We start from the raw sequence: 19,100 nt of genomic DNA, 5'->3' as shown, positions 1-19,100 counted from the left end.
ACAAATGGTAGGGATACGGGAACGTACGTGCTACAATCAATGTTATGGACTTTGAATTGCAAGCGAAAACCCACCTCATAAGGTCGGAAGCCTGACGGTGGGTTTCGCTTGAATAGCAATATTTAATTCTTGCACGCCGTGGCAATTCACAGCCTTTTGGGGTCCTAAGAGTCTTTACCGTTGGCGCGGTGAAGGCTCTTTTTAGTATATGGTCGAACCCAATCACCATATACTTCACGAATGTAATATATCAATTAATATACTACTGAATACTGTTGATGTCAGTATAACACAGTCCAGAAATGAGGTTCAACAAGTTAAGTTCAGGAGGCAATCACAAAAAAAACGCCCCCTCCTATGCAGGCTTCAACCTGACACAGACAGAGGACGCTGTTATTTTGCGATTACTTCACGAATCCAAGCAGCATTTCACGGATCATCTTCGCAGCCACAATTTGTGTCTGTTCCGTTGGATCGTAAATCGGTGCCACTTCAACTAGGTCACAACCCACCACATTTACATCTGATCCTGCGATCATGTGAATGGCTTCAAGCAATTCCTTGGACGTAATGCCGCCCGCTTCTGCTGTTCCTGTACCTGGAGCCGCAGACGGATCAAGCACATCGATATCGATTGTAACGTACACCGGACGGTTACCCATTTTCGGAAGAGCTTCCTTCATCGGAGCTGCCACTTCAAACGGATAGAAGTTGATGTTCTCCCGTCCGAATTGGAACTCTTCACGGGAACCGGAACGAATTCCGAACTGATAAATATTTTTGCCGCCCATCAGTTCAGCTGCTTTACGCACTGGCGTCGAGTGAGACAATGGCTCACCTTCATAGTTTTCACGAAGGTCGGCATGTGCATCAATATGGATCAGGATAAGGTCGGAATATTTTTTGTACATTTGCTGAATGACAGGCCAAGTAACGAGGTGTTCCCCGCCGAGACCAATCGGGAATTTGTCGTCAGCCAGTAGGCCACCGATATATTCTCCGATGACTTCGAGACTGCGTCCTGCGTTACCGAAAGGCAAAAGCAGATCCCCAGCGTCAAAGTAAGTCATATCCACAATACTTTTATCTAGGTAAGGGCTGTACTCTTCAAGTCCAACCGACGCCTGACGGATATGGGAAGGACCAAAACGGGACCCTGGACGGAAGCTGACGGTGTAATCCATCGGCATACCATAAATGACTGCTTTGGAGTTCTCGTAATCCTCTGAACTGCAAATAAATACGTTGCCTGAATAAGCTTGATCCAATTTCATCTAATTATTCCTCCTTATTTCGTAAGGTCTTCCACGAATTTAGGAAGAACGAACGCCGCTTTGTGCAGACGTGGAGAGTAATATTTCGTATCCATCTCTGGAATCTGCGTCTCGTCCACCTCAAGCGGATTATGTTTTTTACTACCCATTGTAAAAGTCCACAGACCACTTGGGTACGTAGGGATATTACAGCCGTACACATGTACGATCGGGAAGATTTCTTTAACGTCTTTGTTTACCTTTTGGATCAGATCCGCTTTGAACCACGGGTTGTCCGTTTGAGCAACGAAGATCCCGTCTTCTCTCAGCGCTTCATAGATACCTTGGTAGAAACCGCGCTCAAACAGCGGCGCAGCCGGACCTACAGGCTCTGTGGAGTCAACGATGATTACATCGTATTCATTTTTATGCTCTATAATATGCATGTAGCCGTCGTTCACCAGCACTTCAACGTTAGGCTCGTCCAATTTACCGGCGATTTCAGGCAGATACTTTTTGGAATATTCAATCACTTTCCCGTCGATTTCGACGAGAACTGCTTTTTCTACATCAGCATGCTTAATGACTTCACGGATAACTCCGCCGTCACCGCCACCGACAACCAGCACCTTTTTCGGGTTCGGATGTGTGTTCAGCGCAGGGTGAGCCGCCATTTCGTGATAAACGAACTCGTCTTTCACCGTTGTCATCACCATACCGTCAAGCAGCAACATATTTCCGAATTCTTCGGTCTCTACCATAGCCAGATCTTGAAAATCCGTCTTTTCGCTTACATAGGTCTGTTTAATCTTCGCGGTGATTCCGAATGCGGGGGTCTGTTTCTCCGTAAACCACAATTCCATAATCTCTACCTTCTTTCCGTAAAGTTTATATAGATTAAATTGACCAGAGCGTACATAGCGTCTGACTAATCAAAGAATCAAATCACTGCCAATGGGTACTGTTCGACCTTCCTTGCCTATTGTATGTTGTGCCGAACCGTTACTTTTCATTACCCTTTTGCATTATACGCGATTGACGTTTATACTGCAAAACGGTTTTTTTCTGCAAATAAAGCTATATTTTAAACCGCTAAACGGGCGGATTGAATATCCGTGTCACTGAATTCCCATACTGGAAAGAAAAGAAAGGAGCCCGTTCCATGACCCAATCAAGCCAAAAGACCCGCAAACGCGGGTTCCGCATATGGAAAGTCATCAAAAGCCTGACTCTGCTCGCTATTCTCGGCCTAATCGCCATGGCAGCAGGGTTGGTCTACTTGTACGCCACCAGCCTGCCGCTGGCCGACTCGGATCGCAATTCCAGGTTGCTGGACAGCCAGGGCGAAGTCATTGCCGCTTTCTCTGCGGGCGGCAAAGACTCGGTACCTGTACAGTTGGGAGATATCTCACCCGATTTGGTCAACGCTACTCTTGCTGTAGAGGACCGCAAGTTCTATGATCATGTCGGCTTCGACATTCGAGGAATGGGACGGGCTGTACTCGTAAACCTGGAACATATGCAGATGTCTCAGGGCGCAAGTACACTGACCCAACAGCTCGCACGTAACTTGTATTTGTCGCATGAAAAGACATGGACCCGCAAAGCCAAGGAAGCCATGTATACGGCACAATTGGAGATGAAATACAGCAAGGATGAAATTCTGCAGATGTACCTGAATGAAATTTATTACGGTCACGGTGCCTACGGGATCGAAGCAGCCTCGCGGATGTATTTTGGCAAATCGGCGAAACAGTTGACGCTCGCCGAAAGTGCCATGCTTGCAGGAATTCCAAAGGGGCCGACCTACTATTCTCCATATAATCATATGAAGAACGCCAAGGACCGGCAGAAGGTTGTATTAAATGCCATGGCTGACATCGGTAAAATTACGCAAGCGGAATCAGACAAGGCTTATGAGGAAATGCTTTCGTTCAAACCGGAAAGTGAACGCAAAACCGTGGAAAGTGCACCTTATTTCCGCGATTATATCCGGAATCTAGCCATCAAGGAGCTGGGGATCAGTGAAGCGATGCTGGATCATGGAGGATTGAATATATACACCACGCTTGATCTGCGTGTACAAAAAGCGGCGGAAGACGCCGTAGCTAAGGGCATGGACGCCAAAAGCGAGCTCGAAACCGCTCTGGTATCGATCGATCCCCGTACCGGATACATCAAAGCGATGGTGGGCGGCAAAAATTACCGCACCAATCAGATTAACCATGTACTGGCGACTACACGCCAGCCGGGATCTGCTTTTAAACCAATTATGTATCTGGCTGCCCTGGAATCCAAACAGCTCACCAGTGCGTCCATGTTTAAAAGCGAACCTACCCTGTTTCATTATGACAATGATCGGAAGACCTATAAACCCGGCAACTTCGGGGATAAGTATTTAGGTGAGATTGATCTGAGACAGGCTATCGCCGCTTCGGACAACATCTACGCGGTAAATACGATTATGCAGATTGGACCTGAACAAGTGGTGAAAATGGCCAAAAACCTAGGGATTACGAGCAACATGAGCCCGGTACCTTCCCTTGCACTCGGCACCTCACCTGTTAGTCCACTGGAGATGGCTTCAGCATTCTCCGCTATCGCCGCAGGTGGGCAGCGAACACCTCCTGTAGCCATTCTGCAAGTGACAGATGCCGCAGGACGAGTAATCTATGAAGCACCTCAGACCAAGGCCGAGAAGGTCGTTGAACCCGCTGCCGCTTATGTATTAACACGGTTGATGGAAAGTGTGTTCGAAAATGGTGGGACGGGTAATCGAGTATCTGCAACCATTAAGCGACCTGTCGCCGGCAAAACGGGGACAACAAATACGGACGCTTGGCTAGTCGGCTTCACCCCAGAGCTCTCAACGGCTGTCTGGGTCGGTTACGATCAAGGCAAAGCCATTTCCACATCCGACGGGCGTCGTGCGGCACCTATGTTTGCCCAGTTCACGGAACAGGCTCTCTCCAGTGTTCCACCAAAGATTTTCACCGTACCGGATAACGTAGTCAGTGTATATATCGATCCCGAATCCGGAAAACTGGCTGGCAATGGCTGCGCCGAGAAACGGCTGGAAGTTTTTATTGATGGCACGGAACCGACTGAGGTCTGTCGCAGCGCTTCAGATGATTCGGGTTCAGAGAACGATAAAGACAGTCGCGAAGTGCAAAACCAGCAGGGAATACAGGAAGAGAAGCATTCATGGTGGAAGGATTTCAAACGCTGGTGGGTGGAATGACCAAAGTGACGTAAATACGTAATGACGTAATTGCGTCATCGCCCGTAAAATTCAATTTTAGCATAAAAGCAAAAGCCCCGAACCGATCATCTCGGTCACGGGGCTTTTGCTTCTTCTTTTTTGAACAGCTTTAAACATTCATTAATTAGGCAAGCGCTTCTTTCAATTCATCTGGAGAAGCGTTCCACCATTCTTCGTTATGCGTAGTCAGCAACGTCTTGAGTGCCGCGCGATCTTCAGGTCCAAGATCATCCAGCATGAACCGGCGCTTCATGGCATAATCCATGCGATTCACATGATCGGCCAGCAGTTTCCATCCACGACGCGCTTCTGTATCAATCCACATCTCACACGCAGTTGCTCCACCATAGAACTGCCCCTGTTCGTTACGGTCCACAGCTACCCATACTAGCCATACTTGGCGTCCATTGGGCACATCCTCACGATTAGTCGAGAACTTGATATTGCGCTCCACTTTGCTCTTCGCATGCATCGCGCCCACATCAATCTTTGCTTCACCGTTATCAATAATAACGGGGGAAAGGTTATTCAGATCAATGGAGCCTGCACCGAAGCCTTTGTGTTTGCTTTTTGCACTAACGATATTCAAGGCAATCTGTTTTTTGCCGTTTTGCTCGTTTTGGTCCATGTTTTATAGCCTCCAAGGGTTGATACAAATATTTTAACTAATAATCGCCCCAATGCAAACATATACATGCTGTAGATGCTTGTCAACGGGAGGTATTTAACGATGATTCCACGACGCGCCAAGAGCTGGCTCACCGCAATTATAGCCCTGTGTGTAATTGCCGGGGGGATATGGCTTGGTCTGGGTTCCACACGCTCCATTCATTCTGACTTGCCTGCGCTCGCCCCGGAATCGGGCAAGCCTACAGCACCCGTCAAAACCCAAACATCTCCGGAAAGTATACAGACACCTACCGCTGAAGTGTTCAGCAACCGCGTAGTGGAATATCACATGGATGTGAAGCTGGTAGACGGGAATGTACTGCAAGGGACACAGACGATAACCTGGACACATCCAGGTAAGAAAACCGTCAGCGAGCTTTATTTTCACATGTATCCCAATGCCTTCTCTTCTGCTGACACCACTTTTATGAAAGAATCCGGGGGAAAGCTTCGCGGTGATGTCATGCCCACGAACGGTTACGGTTCCATGCATATTACAGAAATGAAAACAGAGGACGGGCTTTCTCTCTTACATCGGATGCAGTATGTGCAACCGGATGACGGAAACATGAAAGATACTACCCTCATTAAGGTACGGCTGCCCAAACCCGTTAAAGGCGGTGAAAGCATCACGCTTCACACCCGATTTGAGGTCAAGCTACCGAAAATTTTTGCCCGCATGGGAACAGCAGATAATTTTGTTATGGCAGGTCAATGGTTCCCTAAACTTAGCGTATATGAGCCAGCAGGCACACGAGGTCGGACAACCGAAGGCTGGAACCTGCATCAGTATCACGGCAATTCAGAGTTTTACGCAGATTTCGGTATCTATAGTGTGCGTATTCGGGTACCGGAAACATACAAAGTAGCTGCTACTGGATTCCCGACCCAGCAAGCTGTTGTGAAGAACGGCGAAAAAATATATCAGTTCTATGCCGATGATGTGCATGATTTTGCCTGGTCAGCCTCTCCTGATTTTGTTTATGCGGAAGAACCCTTCTCTGCTCCCAATGTGCCAGGCGTTCGAATCAAGCTGTATCTCGACCCTGCTCATGAGGATCTGAAGGAACGTTATTTCTACGCCGCCAAAGCAGCGCTATCCAATTATAGCAAGTGGTTTGGCCCTTATCCGTATTCCACATTGTCCATCGTTGTCCCGCCCAAATCAGGGAATGGCGCAGGAGGAATGGAATACCCTACCTTAGTCACCGCCTTCGGTGCGGATGATTCAGCTCCTGGTTACGATCTGGAACGCACAGTTGTGCACGAGATTGGGCATCAGTATTTTTACGGCATGGTCGCGAGTAATGAATTTGAAGAGGCTTGGTTGGACGAAGGATTCACCTCCTATGCGGAAGATAAAGTGATGGAACAGGAATACGGACTTATCCCGAATCTGCCTGTACAATCAGGTCTTATTACTTCTCCAGCTTCACTGACACAGGACTCCTGGAAGTTTGATTCTCAGAATCAATATGCAGCGAACGTATACACACGAGGCAAGCTTGTATTACTCGGGATAGAACAACAGGTTGGTGCCAAAACGATGGAACGTGTTCTCTCGACCTATGTAAAGAAATACCGCTTCAAACACCCAACCTCGTCTGATTTTCAAAAGGTAGTGGAGCAAGTAACCCGTACATCCTGGACCGATTATTTTAATCAATATGTATACGGAGACGGCATGGCTGACTTTGCGGTGGAGAAGATCGCAATCAATCCTATCCTGAAAGACGGTCAAACGTTGTACGAGTCGTCCATTACAGTCCAGAAAAAAGGCAGTGAATATAAGAAGGTGCCTGTTCGAATTATGTTCGAAGATGGGAAAACCATGACGAAAGAATGGGATGGCAGCGAGGAGCGCATTACCTACAAACTGACCTATACTTCTCCTGTTTCCTGGGCTATGACTGATCCGCTATACACGATTGTGCTGGAGAACCATCATATGAACAATTTTCTGAAAGCTGGACTGGATGAGCCAACCAAATCCCGCTGGAGCATGAGCGCAACCAAACTTATAGAAGCCATATTCGGAAGTCTGTCATGGTGAGGTGGATACAGTGAAAGCGAAAATACGTGAAGGCTGGTTTCTCGTCCGTCAACATATGTTCATTGCGGCACTCTTATTTCTGTATCAATTAGTATGGGGATACTTTCTTTATCGAATGGTACAGTCTGCTGTGGTTCCGCTGCTCCTGCGTTATCCTGACCCTGATGCAGGGGAACTCAGTACGATTTTATTTAAAATGGAGAGCCAACTCAGCCTGACAACGAATCCGGAGGTCCATCGCTATCTATGGATTCTAGGGGCTATGCTACTGCTGCGGATGCTGATCAGCCCTCTCATTCAGGCAGGGCTGCTCTACTCGCTCCAGCATTTTAACCATTCGGAAGAACGCATTCCATTCATCCGCGGCATCAAAAATTTGTGGAAACCGATGTTATTGCTCCACACCATTCGTACCCTATTGCTGCTGCTACCGGCTTATTGGCTCGCACCAAAGCTCTATTCCATCTTTATGGAAGGTTTTCATTCCCTCCATCTGCTCTTGCCTGGTATTCCCTATGTTGCTGGTTGGATTGTGTACGGTTGGGTTATCCATCATGTCCTGCTCTACATGCAGTTTGGTATCTCAGCTCCTGATGGGGAAGGCGGAGCACGTGGTACGTTTCAAGCTCTATGGATTGCACTACGCCAGGTCATCACTCTAATTGGCATTGCCGTCCTGCTGGGTGGCCTTCATCTCCTGGTCTTTGGTGCCTTTACTTCAGCTTCATGGTTACTAACGGGCTTAACTGGTCTTATACTACAACAGACGTATCCACTTGCCCGGTGCTTGCTGAGCTTATGGAAGATATGCGCCCATTTCCGGTTATGGCAGTCCAACTCGGTCAAGGATTAAATTGAACGGTTAAAAATGGTTACCATCTCTATGTAAAGTTGTATTCATCAAATGCCATTAAACAAGCAAACCTCGACCTTTCCCCGTCAAAGGTCGAGGTTTTTTTTGTTAATTTTGTTGTTAAACGTTGCCAAAGTGATATACCTCTGTTACAATAATCGCAGTGAGTTTTTAGTAACAACTTTGTAATCTTTACCTTCATATTTGTAACTACTTAAAATTTAATCGTCATTACTTGATTTCGCAGGTGCATAACTAGCATAGCCAAATTCCTAGCACCTGGGAAGCGGGGGAACCAGTTATGGGTGAATTGATCTTGCAACAGAGGGATCATAGGGGACCTTCAACCGAATCCTTAAGCTAACCTCGCAGGCATTGGAAGGGGTATATCTCTTGTTTAAGAAGAAATTAACTGCGGCTGTACTCAGCCTCACATTCGCATTATCGCTTGGAGCAGGCAGCGCATTCGCAGATTCAAAAATGGACCAAGTCATTGATTCAGCAATGGGAACTACATACAAAAGCGGAGGAACAACGCTTAACGGCTTTGACTGCTCTGGATTCACAAGTTATGTATTCGACAAGCTGGGTATTGATCTGGCTCGCCAATCGAGTTCGCAATTCGACATGGGCGATTCGGTATCTCGCATGGAAATGAGACCAGGTGACTTGGTATTCTTCAATACAACGGGCAAAGGGGTCTCGCACGTAGGGATCTTTGTAGGGGATGGGAAGTTTGCACACTCCTCTTCTTCTAAAGGAGTTACAATCAGCGCATTAAGTGAAAGCTACTGGGCTAACCGCTATGTTGGCGCTAAACGGATTATGAGCACGGACGCATATGAGACATTGGCCATCGACTAGGGACAAGCTGAGCAACGTCATGCTGTAACAATAACACTACTGTAACGAAGCATAATAGAACCGTCTGGCACATTCTCCGCAGGAATGTATCCGGCGGTTTTTTTGTGCTTCGTTTCCTTTAACGTACTAGGGATAGCTGTCAAACCTAACTTCAACTTATTTAGAGCTATTTTTCGTTGCTTCGTCCGTGCTCTTATAATGTTTTTACCCATCCCACTATAATATAAACGAAATTACCGGAACTTTTGTTTCACTTTTTTTCTAAAACGAGGACTTGCCAAATGAACGCCTCTTTTGTAGAGTGAAAACAAGCTTAGATATGGAATGACATATGTATATGGACGGATCAGAACATTATAGCTTGTTCACAATGAGAGGAGCGTGCAGTTGTATGGATGAAGCCCCTGTGACGTTTCACGTTGTGCCCATGCAAGAAGGACATGCGGAACTAATCTGCGATTGGCAGTATGACCCGCCTTATAATATTTATAGCTGGCTGCCCTGGGAGCAGATGAAAGCACTTGAAGTGGAATTCGGAGATCCCCAGCTACGGAAGGAACAATATGCAGTGGTGCTGGGAGAGGATCATCAGATTTGCGGTTTTGCTCAATACTTCCCACTTGAAAGCGTCACCCGCATTGGACTCGGCATGCACCCCGATCGATGTGGTCATGGTCAAGGGACAGCTTTTGTCTCAGCCATTGTACAGGAAGCAATTCGCCGGAATCCTGCAAACGAAATTGATCTGGAAGTTCTGACCTGGAATGACCGGGCCATTCGTGTCTATCTCAAAGCCGGATTTGTTACGCAGGATACATACGAACGACAGACACCGAGCGGTTTGAAACCTTTTCACTGTATGGTCTATGAAGGTCCACGTGAATAAATAGGGCTTGAAATCACCCTAAAAAGTCCCCGGTATGTGATTAGTTCAAAAAATTACCACAAAATGCTATGATGTCACTACAGGTTCCGGTATAATGATATGGATAGTTTCAAATTAGGTGATCTTTCATTCTGGAGGGGACATAAGGGATGCACAAATGGATCATGAGCGGGGTATTTTTTGCAGCGTGCGCTTTAGCTATTGTACTAATGTTTACGCTTCCAGGGAAAGAGGAAGTTGCAGAAGAAGCGAAACCGACGATGCCGCAAGTTACAATGGATGCAGGACAGGCTGAGGCACTAGTCAAAGCAAACTGTATTACCTGCCACGGTGATCAGCTTCAAGGGGGCATGGGCCCTAGTCTGCAGAAGATTGGCAGCCAAGACGATGTGGAGAAGATTTATACGACCATTGTCAAAGGTAAAAGCGGCGGTATGCCTTCGTTCAAAGACAAGTTGAAGGATGAAGAAATCGCGAATATTGCGATGTGGCTGGCGGAGAAGAAGTAATCCAAGATGTTCAAGGCGATAAGTTTGTGGCGGGTTGCATGTGTAGTGCGTATGGTGGATTCAATCGCCTCCTGCTCTTTGCGCATGCTCTAAACCACGCTGACGCTAGATGCACAACGAACTCACCCCGTATTTGTATTACAGGGTTGCTGGATTTATCAATGGTCATACAGAGAAGAGGCTCTTACTCTCCCGTACTGGGAAGTAAGAGCCTCTTGGTCATTTCAGGGATGCTCCGATGAAAACATACACCACGTTATGGCTATCTCTAGATGCATTGGCGTATCCTATCCTGCCTGCTGGCCTCTGATTCAGCTAAAGCATGCATAGATTACTGGGTCTTTGCCTTATGCTCGGCAAGGAAAGCCTGCACCTCAGTTGCGGACGGCATCCCGGACTGGGCGCCGAGCTTCGTCACGGACAACGCGGCTGCGCCCATGGCGAAGCTTACCGCCGCGTCCAGCGTCTCTCCGCGCGCGAGGGCTACTCCCAGCGCGCCGTTGAAGCAATCGCCTGCGCCGGTCGTGTCGACGGCGCTTACGGCGTAGCCGGGCGCACGGCACGCGCCGGCACGCCCTGCCTGTACGCGGCCGCTAGGCGCTGCCGCGTACACAGCCCCCTCGGGGCCGAGCGTCGTGACGACAGCGGCCCCGAGGGATGCGGCGAGCTCTGCGACCGCCGCATCCACGTCTTCCGGCCGGAGATCATCCCGGCCGGTGAGCACGGCGAGCTCGCTGCGGTTCGGCGTGATGACGTCGACGCACCGCAGGAGCTCCTGGGGCAGACCCGGCACCGCAGGCGCCGGGTTGAGCACCACCAATGCGCTGCCTTCAGCCGCCAGTTGGGCGGCGCGGGTGACCGCAGGCAGCGGGATCTCCAGCTGCAGCAGCACCGCTGCGGCTGCAGTCAGGCTTTTTACCGTATCAGCCTCTTCCAGCATCGCAGGCACAACCTGCCCATTCGCTCCGGGAATGACAATAATCCGGTTATCTCCTTTGGAGAGCCAAATGGAGGCCGTACCTGTAACGGAATCATCCAGAATGCGAACCTGCGAGGCATCCGCCCCGCTTTCCGTTAGACTGTGCAGCAGCCGTTCACCAAAACCATCCGAACCAACCGCACCAACCATCGTTGTCTGTCCGCCCAGTCGTGCAGCTGCAACCGCCTGATTGGCGCCTTTGCCCCCGGCCAGATAGTGCAGTTCCTCCCCAATCACCGTCTCGCCTTCCTCAGGAATGATGTCCGTCTTCACCACCAGATCCATATTAAGGCTGCCTACGACAGCAATAAGAGGTTTGTTGTGATTATCGTCTGACATGTATGCTTCACTCATTTCCGGTAGTGCGATATAACCGATCCAGGTTATTCCGACCTCATTTTCTCAAAAGCCTCGTTATATTGTTGCGCTTCTTTAATATCTACAGATGTGATGCCACCTTCATCCCATGATGTGAGACGCAGTGTGACTGTTGTATAGTCAATCGTAATGAAAGGGTGATGATTGAACGCTTCCGAAATCGCTGCGACCTCGTCCACAAATGCAATCCCTTTCATGTAGTTGGAAAATACGAACTTGCGGACAATCCATCGTCCCTCTTCCAGTTCCCAGCCTTCCAGCCTTCCCAGATGAGCTTCGACTTCCTCTTGCGAAAAAACCATACGTTATCTTCCTCCCCATATGATGGCTCATCACAGACAACTGTCCATGCTGCCACCGAAACCTTTGGTGCTACCCATAGCAACCCAAACGCATAGGTCCACCGCCCTGCGGTTCGCCCGTTTCATGACTATCATCTTACCACGGACAAGCCTCAAATTCCAATAGTACAAATGGCGCTAGATCCACTAACCATAAGGCTTTAGGGAGATTCTCCAACTCGGTTTTCCATGCCAAATATCTTATGCGAGCATACTAAATGAGCGGTACAAAAGTCAGTTCTTCTTCCCCAATTAAGATATGAATTCGGTGCTGATCCTTGTCATGAATGACCACTCCACTTCCTACCGGAATGACCGACTCCTCACCCAGTGCATAGAACAGATCTTCCGCCAATGCCTCATCCACTTCGAGTTGCTCTGTTACACCAAGGCGTGACCATTCTTCCTCATCCATCTCAAAGAAAACATAGCGGTCCGGTATTCGGCCTATAGCCTCTGTCAAATCTGTCAATATTCCTTCATAATCTCGTCCATGCTTTACGCCCATTGGCTTTTCACTCCTATTTAGCCCCTAAGGAGCAGATTTGATCTTATTATACCTGAAAATAACCCTTAAAAAAAAAGGCCATCTGGTCGATAAATACTATACATGACCGTTTTAACTGTTTCTGCAACCCTAAAGGATGCCTAACATTAAACGGATTGCGGTGTAACGTTCGTCCGGAAGCCCGAATAAAGCCGCTTGAAAGGATTCAATTTTATCTCATGGATGAGGTGTATGATGGAAATTTCAACGATTATCGGACTAGTTTTAGGGCTGGTTTCACTTGTAGTGGGTATGTTCCTGAAGGGTGCGCCCCTTATCAACCTGGTTAACAACCCAGCAGCCTACGTTATTATTTTTGTTGGTACGGCAGCAACTATTTTCATGGCATTTCCTATGTCTGAAGTTAAAAAAATCCCCAAGCTATTCGGGGTACTGTTCAAAAAGCAACAACTGATTGACCGTGTTTCTCTAATCGGCACATTTATGGACTGGGCTTCCACCACCCGTCGTGAAGGTTTGCTTGCACTTGAATCAAAAGTCGAAGATATTGATGATCAGTTCCTGCGCGGCGGTATGCGTATGATTATTGACGGCAATGATCAGGAATTTGTAAGTGATGTACTCATGGAAGATATTCATGCTACAGAAGAGCGCCATCGTGGCGGTGCCTTGATCTTCGCCCAAGCGGGGATGTATGCACCAACGCTCGGGGTACTCGGGGCCGTTGTAGGTCTCATCGCAGCGCTTGCCGATCTCAGTGATATGGAAAAGCTCTCGCATGCGATTGCAGCGGCGTTTATCGCGACACTTCTCGGTATCTTTAGTGGTTACGTGTTGTGGCATCCGATGTCCAATAAACTGAAGCGGATGTCCAAAAAAGAGATGGAAATCAAGCTGATGATGGTTGAAGGCTTGTTATCCATACAATCTGGTGTATCCACCATTGCCATTAATCAAAAATTATCTGTATTCCTGACACCTTCCGAACGTAGACAGTTGGAAGAGAAGGAGGGCTCATCAGGTGAAAAAGGCTAAAAAACACGAACCGCATGAAGAACATATAGACGAGAGTTGGTTGCTTCCCTACTCCGACTTGATGACGTTGTTGCTCGCTCTGTTTATCACATTATTCTCTATGAGCTCTATAGATGCAACGAAGTTTGAACAGATGGCTTCCGCACTGAGCAGCGCATTGAACGGTGGTTCGGGTGTACTGGATCATACCTCTATGAACCCTACAGAATCTACTACAGATCTGGGTAAGAGCAAACAGCAGCCTGAAGATATCAAGAAGACACCGGCTCAGATTACAGATGCGCAGATGGCTCAGAAAGAACAGGAAGATCTGGAGAAACTCAAGAAACGGCTTGATCAATATATTCAGAAAAACGGGCTTTCCGATCAGCTGAATACGAAGCTGAATCAGTCTGAGCTCAAGATCACGATCAGTGATAACGCCCTGTTCTCCTCAGGCCGGGCTGATGTTAAACCCGAGTCACGCTCGCTGGCCAAAGCCATCTCGAGCATGTTGCAGGAGTTCCCGGAATATGAAGTCGTTGTGTCTGGTCATACTGATAATGTTCCCATTTCGAACAGCCAATATAAGGATAATTGGGATTTGAGTGCCGATCGAGCACTGAATTTCCTCAAAATTCTGTTATTGAATGAGGCGCTGGACCCTTCGAAGTTCACACCTAGCGGTTATGGAGAGTATCACCCAGTCTCTAGCAACCAAACGGATGCTGGACGAGCTCAAAACCGTCGGGTAGAAGTTTCGATTATCCGGAAATATCAGAGTAACAACACGGCCGTGAAAGCAGTCGGACAAGGTAACTAAAGAGTCATTCGTTGTAGCAAACTAATGCTTAAGTCACTCTCCTTCATTACAGGAGAGTGACTTTTTTCTATCCACTGATATTAAAAAGCGCTGCTTCCCTTGAGGGAAAGCAGCGCCTTCGATAATCATCATTTATTCCATATTATAATCTAGCAGACTGCTTAATTCCGACTTTTCTGCGGGTGTCAGTTCTCTCCAGGTCCCTGTGGCCTGTTCACCGAGATGAATGTTCATAATACGAATCCGCTTCAACTTCCGAACCTCATAGCCAAATGCACTGCACATCCGGCGAATTTGACGGTTTTTTCCCTCCGTCAGAATAATGCGGAACACCCGCTCTGATATACGAGTCACTGTACAAGGCAGCGTCATTTCGCCAAGGATCTTGACTCCTGTGCTCATACCTCTCAAGAAGCTCGGCGTTACCGCACGATCCACGGTGACAATATATTCTTTCTCATGGCGTCCTTCTGCCCTTAGAATTCGATTGACGATATCACCGTCATTGGTCATCAGAATCAAACCTTCCGAATCCTTATCCAGACGACCTATCGGGAAGATGCGCTCTTTGTGCCCTACAAAATCAACGATATTCCCTTGAATGTGCTGCTCGGTTGTACTCGTTATTCCGACAGGTTTATTGAGCGCAATATATACGTGTTTTCGTTTTTCCTTAATAGGTTGACCATTAATTCGTACATCATCGCCATCTTCTGCTTGACTGCCCAGCTCTGCCGTCACTCCATTAATCGTTACTTTCCCGCTTTCCACCAATCTGTCGGCTTCCCGACGGGAACAAAAACCTGTTTCACTGATAAATTTATTAATACGCAAAAGGTAATCTCACCTCGTCTAGTTCTCTTCGTCTATAGGTTCATTGTCCGTCTTATGCTCTTCCTCTATACTCTCCGGTTGCTGTTGGGAGGCAGGCAGATCGATAATGACGGTCGTCCCCTTGTTCATGACGCTTTTGATATCCATCATGCCCTTATGTGATTGAATAATGCGCTGGCTGACCATCAGGCCAAGCCCTGTTCCTGATTCCTTGCTTGTAAAGAATGGTTCCCCCAGCTTAGGCATCAGTTCTTCTGGAATTCCAGTGCCTTCATCCTTAATTTCAATCCGAACCCGATTATTCTCTTCGTCATGATTGAGTTTAATTCGGATATTACCTCCGTCTGGCATGGCCTCCATGCCGTTCTTCAGCAAGTTAATGAAGACCTGCTTCAACTGATTCTCTTCACAGTGTACCATAGCTGAATCGGATGAAGCATTCAGTACAAATTCCACACCATGCAGATGCGCCTGGCTGTCCAGCAATGATATAACATCTCCCAGAATGAAGCGAATATCCCGTTCCTGAAAATGAACCGCCTGTGGTTTGGCCAGTATCAGAAACTCACCCACAATGAGATTAATTCGATCCAACTCGGACAGCATCAAGTCCAAGTGTCGATGATTAAGCTTGTTCGTCTCTTGTTGGAGCTGAAGAAACCCACGCAGGGTCGTAAGCGGATTACGTATCTCATGCGCAACCCCTGCTGCCAGCTGACCAACCGTCGTCAGTTTCTCGGAACGTCTGAGCAGTTCCTCCATACGGTTACGGCTGGTAATATCTCTTGATACGCTGATCAGTGCTGTAATCTCGCCTGCTTCATCCCGGACCGGTGCTGTACTCACGCTGACTTCGACACGGCTGCCGTCCTTCTTCATCCATGTCGTTTCATTGGACGTAATTGACATGCCCTCAATCAACTGGGCATGCTGCTTTTCCATTTCCTCTTCAGTACCAGGAGGGATAATTTTCAATTTGCGGCCTTCCACTTCACGACTGCGCCAGCCGTACAACTGCTCAAAGGCACGGTTTACCCGCAGTACATTTCCATCCAGATCCGTAATATGAATCGCATCTGCCGTTTGGTTAATGATCGATTCCAAATGCTCTTTTACCGCACGATTTTCTTCATACATCTGTTTCAGGCGATTCGTATAATGACCCAAATTACGAATCATGGCATTAATGCGATTCGCTAATTGGCCCAGTTCATCTTTCCTTCTCACTTTCAGACGGAAATCAAAATGGCCGTCAGCCACATCATTCACTTTGCCCAAAATAGATTGAATAGGACGCGTAATGTATCCTGCGAGCAAATAGCTGCCAAAGATCACAATCTCCAGCAAAACAAGCGAAATCGAGGCATGGCTAACCAGCTGTTCCGATACCATGGAGGATATTTGCTTATAGTCCATGACAATACTAATCACATAAGATGATTCATTGGGGGTGAATATAGGAATGAAACTTTTGAGCACCTTCTGTTCATGAGTTTCACTGACAAAGGATACATTCTGCCCAGTGCGAATTGCCCGTACAACCGCCTTGTGATCCTCTTCTGCGGTACCATATTGATATGTACCGAAACGAATTGGCCTGTTATTCAACTTGTTGTGGTTCGTATCCCTTCCGTCATTGCTCATGCTTGAGCTACCGAAGGTCAATGGATTGATGCCTGTAATCTCCAGAATCGAAGGATTAACTTCACGAATCTTATTCAATATCTCGTCTGGACCAGAGATCTTCACATAGCCGTCAACAGCGGCATTATTATAGAAGGGATTGATTATGTAATTCCTCTTCCCATCGTGATAGTAACCCCAGATATCAACATCTGACGGATTTGATGTAGAGTATTCGAATCCATCCGACCAAAAATGATCCAATTTCTGTCCCTGTGAAATAGTAACCTGATGATTTTCGAACAGCTGTTTAAATGCCTGATACCAGTACGTCATGGATTTGGTAGACAATCCAATCTCCTTTGGATCGGAAGACCGGGTAACCACAATATCATCAGCCGTTTGCTCCATCAATGAAATGTGGGAAACACCGACTTTTTCGCTCATACGAACCAGGTCTTCATTTGTGATATTATTAATATTCGGGTCCAGTTCTTCCGCTGCCATTACTGAGGCTAGCCATAGATTGTTCCCAATTTGTCGTTTTACATATTCTGAACTGGACTGACTCTGTTCGACAGCGATTGCAATCTGTTTGGCCGTAAGCACCATTTTGGTTTCGCTGTCCTGCCTTAGATTCTCTTCTGTAGTATAATAACTCAGTGCTATATTTAAAACCAAAATGACGAGCACTGAGCACGACATAATCATAGATAATTTCGTTTTAATAGACAACTTTTTCGTTCACCTCTCGGCTTGTACCCTCTGGCGATATATGGCAAAACCTATATCCATCATAACTGTTGTATGCCTATTTGAAAAGGATAATTGACCCTTGTCCAAAAGTTACCGATTGGCTGAAAAACGCGAAATCAATTGTATTTTGTCTTTTCCATGCCTACAATGGGAATAACCACTAAAACTTATACACAAATCCACAGGCATGTGGATAGTATGTTCATAACTATGTGAGCAACTCGTTGGTTATCCACAGACTTATACACAACATGTTAACAAACGAATGTTTGTTCGCCGCACAAAATGCTCTTTGGAAGGAGTTTTACATTTTAATGAAGGATGACGTTCTCCAACCTGATCTTGCGCATCTCTCGGAGGAGGCTCAGCACGAGCACTGGATGCGTGAAGCCATTGCTGAAGCGTACAAAGCAGAAGCACTCGGGGAAGTACCGATCGGGGCTGTAATTGTTCAACATAATCGCATTATTGGTCGTGGATATAACCTGCGTGAGACGACACTTGATTCCACAGCACACGCGGAGATGGTAGCCATCCGGCAAGCCAGTGAAGCCATCGGTGCATGGCGACTGTTGGATTGCAGTCTGTACGTCACACTGGAGCCCTGCCCCATGTGTGCAGGTGCCATTGTGCAATCCAGAGTGCCTCGAGTCATATATGGTACCGCTGACCCCAAGGCCGGATGTGCAGGAACGCTGATGAATCTGCTACAAGAACCTCGTTTTAATCATCGAACCGAAGTGGTTGCTGACATTCTGCAACCAGAATGCTCCACAATGCTGACTCAATTTTTCCGGCGTTTACGCAAAAAATAGAAACTTACATCCATCTGGAAAGGAAGTGCATTCCATGCCGCTTACACTATATGACACACCAAAAGGAATAAGTCTCCGATTACTTACTCCACAAGATACGGAGGCGTATCTTGCTCTTATTCAAATCACACGTCTTCCCTACCAAGCTGTAGAGCCTATCCGGGATGATGGATTCTATACGCTGCATTCGCAAAGCAGACGCATTCAGGATAGAATTCAGGCAGCCGAAGAAGGAACAGGATATCAATTCGGAATTTTTACGATCGATGATGGTATTCTGATCGGTCAGGTTAGCTTGAACAATGTCGTTCAGGGCGTCGCCAATTATGCAGACATGGGATACTTTATCCATCCAGACTACCAAGGCGGCGGACGGATGACTGCAGCGGTGAAGCTCGCTGTGTCCTACGCCTTCCGTGCTCTGAAGTTAAATCGTGTTCAGGCGGCCATTCTGCTATCCAATACCGGTTCCAAACGTGTTCTGGAGAAGAACGGCTTTCAGGCTGAGGGCATTGCTCGTAAATATCTCAAGATTAACGGAGAGTATCAGGATCATCAGATCTACGCAGTGCTGGCCGAAGACTTGGGTGAATCTTTACAGTAATTGAACAGACTATGGAACAACATACAAAGAGCCGCCAGACCCTAAGGTCGAGCGGCTCTTTGCTTTTACTAATGAA

Annotated in this window: 18 protein-coding genes and 1 riboswitch; of the genes, 10 read left to right on the top strand and 8 right to left on the bottom strand. The window is 47.3% G+C overall.

Annotation, left to right across the window (positions count from 1 at the left end; genetic code table 11):
• Positions 1–404: 404 nt before the first annotated feature.
• Entirely contained in the window at positions 405–1,274 is an 870-nt protein-coding gene (gene speB / locus AC3ITG_RS00565; protein WP_489252504.1) for an agmatinase, read from the bottom strand.
• 14 nt (positions 1,275–1,288) lie between these two features.
• Positions 1,289–2,116 carry a polyamine aminopropyltransferase gene (gene speE, locus AC3ITG_RS00560; protein ID WP_063567640.1) on the bottom strand — a complete coding sequence of 276 codons (828 nt, stop codon included), beginning with the start codon at positions 2,114–2,116 and terminating at the stop codon, positions 1,289–1,291.
• 299 nt (positions 2,117–2,415) lie between these two features.
• On the opposite strand from speE, the gene AC3ITG_RS00555 reads away from it, so the two are divergent.
• Positions 2,416–4,494 carry a transglycosylase domain-containing protein gene (locus AC3ITG_RS00555; protein ID WP_489252503.1) on the top strand — a complete coding sequence of 693 codons (2,079 nt, stop codon included), beginning with the start codon at positions 2,416–2,418 and terminating at the stop codon, positions 4,492–4,494.
• Positions 4,495–4,639: 145 nt separating this feature from the next.
• On the opposite strand, the gene AC3ITG_RS00550 is transcribed toward AC3ITG_RS00555, so the two are convergent.
• Positions 4,640–5,143: a YwhD family protein gene (locus AC3ITG_RS00550; protein ID WP_063567638.1), complete on the bottom strand. Its 504-nt coding sequence runs from the start codon at positions 5,141–5,143 to the stop codon at positions 4,640–4,642.
• Between the two features lie 102 nt (positions 5,144–5,245).
• Here AC3ITG_RS00550 and AC3ITG_RS00545 point away from each other — a divergent pair, with 102 nt between their 5' ends.
• From AC3ITG_RS00545 to AC3ITG_RS00525, 5 genes are all read left to right on the top strand, one after another.
• Complete coding sequence (locus tag AC3ITG_RS00545; protein WP_489252502.1) at positions 5,246–7,237, top strand: M1 family metallopeptidase; 1,992 nt, start codon at positions 5,246–5,248, stop codon at positions 7,235–7,237.
• Positions 7,238–7,247: 10 nt separating this feature from the next.
• Positions 7,248–8,090, top strand: coding sequence for a hypothetical protein (locus AC3ITG_RS00540; protein WP_489252501.1), 843 nt, complete (start codon positions 7,248–7,250; stop codon positions 8,088–8,090).
• A gap of 252 nt (positions 8,091–8,342) precedes the next feature.
• Positions 8,343–8,480: riboswitch (cyclic di-AMP (ydaO/yuaA leader) on the top strand.
• Between the two features lie 3 nt (positions 8,481–8,483).
• Entirely contained in the window at positions 8,484–8,954 is a 471-nt protein-coding gene (locus AC3ITG_RS00535) for a C40 family peptidase (protein WP_024628797.1), read from the top strand.
• Positions 8,955–9,345: 391 nt separating this feature from the next.
• Entirely contained in the window at positions 9,346–9,840 is a 495-nt protein-coding gene (locus tag AC3ITG_RS00530) for a GNAT family N-acetyltransferase (RefSeq protein WP_489252500.1), read from the top strand.
• A gap of 149 nt (positions 9,841–9,989) precedes the next feature.
• The gene (locus AC3ITG_RS00525; protein ID WP_063567633.1) at positions 9,990–10,349 is read left to right on the top strand and encodes a c-type cytochrome; all 360 of its coding nucleotides are present in this window, start codon (positions 9,990–9,992) and stop codon (positions 10,347–10,349) included.
• 331 nt (positions 10,350–10,680) lie between these two features.
• Here AC3ITG_RS00525 and rbsK read toward each other — a convergent pair whose 3' ends face one another.
• The 3 genes from rbsK to AC3ITG_RS00510 all read right to left on the bottom strand — a co-directional run bounded on the left by rbsK (position 10,681) and on the right by AC3ITG_RS00510 (position 12,555).
• Positions 10,681–11,667: a ribokinase gene (gene rbsK, locus AC3ITG_RS00520; protein ID WP_489252499.1), complete on the bottom strand. Its 987-nt coding sequence runs from the start codon at positions 11,665–11,667 to the stop codon at positions 10,681–10,683.
• A gap of 44 nt (positions 11,668–11,711) precedes the next feature.
• A complete protein-coding gene (locus tag AC3ITG_RS00515) occupies positions 11,712–12,008 on the bottom strand; it encodes a 4a-hydroxytetrahydrobiopterin dehydratase (RefSeq protein ID WP_062329625.1) in 297 nt (98 codons plus the stop codon).
• 253 nt (positions 12,009–12,261) lie between these two features.
• Positions 12,262–12,555, bottom strand: a complete 294-nt coding sequence (locus AC3ITG_RS00510) for a hypothetical protein (RefSeq protein ID WP_063567630.1) — start codon at positions 12,553–12,555, stop codon at positions 12,262–12,264.
• 234 nt (positions 12,556–12,789) lie between these two features.
• Between AC3ITG_RS00510 and motA the strand changes: the two genes are divergently transcribed.
• Positions 12,790–13,590, top strand: a complete 801-nt coding sequence (gene motA / locus AC3ITG_RS00505) for a flagellar motor stator protein MotA (RefSeq protein ID WP_024628803.1) — start codon at positions 12,790–12,792, stop codon at positions 13,588–13,590.
• Positions 13,577–14,392: a flagellar motor protein MotB gene (gene motB / locus AC3ITG_RS00500; protein WP_489252498.1), complete on the top strand. Its 816-nt coding sequence runs from the start codon at positions 13,577–13,579 to the stop codon at positions 14,390–14,392. Before motA ends, motB begins: the two co-directional genes overlap by 14 nt.
• A 132-nt stretch (positions 14,393–14,524) precedes the next feature.
• Here motB and rluF read toward each other — a convergent pair whose 3' ends face one another.
• Positions 14,525–15,226, bottom strand: coding sequence for a 23S rRNA pseudouridine(2604) synthase RluF (rluF, locus tag AC3ITG_RS00495; protein WP_413374410.1), 702 nt, complete (start codon positions 15,224–15,226; stop codon positions 14,525–14,527).
• An 18-nt stretch (positions 15,227–15,244) separates the two neighbouring features.
• Positions 15,245–17,584 (bottom strand): PAS domain S-box protein, encoded by a 2,340-nt coding sequence (locus AC3ITG_RS00490; protein ID WP_489252497.1) that lies wholly within the window; start codon positions 17,582–17,584, stop codon positions 15,245–15,247.
• Between the two features lie 335 nt (positions 17,585–17,919).
• Here AC3ITG_RS00490 and tadA point away from each other — a divergent pair, with 335 nt between their 5' ends.
• On the top strand, positions 17,920–18,420 hold the full coding sequence (tadA, locus tag AC3ITG_RS00485; RefSeq protein WP_413374408.1) for a tRNA adenosine(34) deaminase TadA: 501 nt from the start codon (positions 17,920–17,922) through the stop codon (positions 18,418–18,420).
• Between the two features lie 34 nt (positions 18,421–18,454).
• A complete protein-coding gene (locus AC3ITG_RS00480) occupies positions 18,455–19,024 on the top strand; it encodes a GNAT family N-acetyltransferase (RefSeq protein ID WP_489252496.1) in 570 nt (189 codons plus the stop codon).
• Positions 19,025–19,100: the final 76 nt, after the last annotated feature.

The organism is Paenibacillus sp. GL_099_B (genome assembly GCF_057835695.1).
Note: the sequence above shows the minus strand (reverse complement) of the source record. Positions and strands in the feature narration are given on the sequence as shown.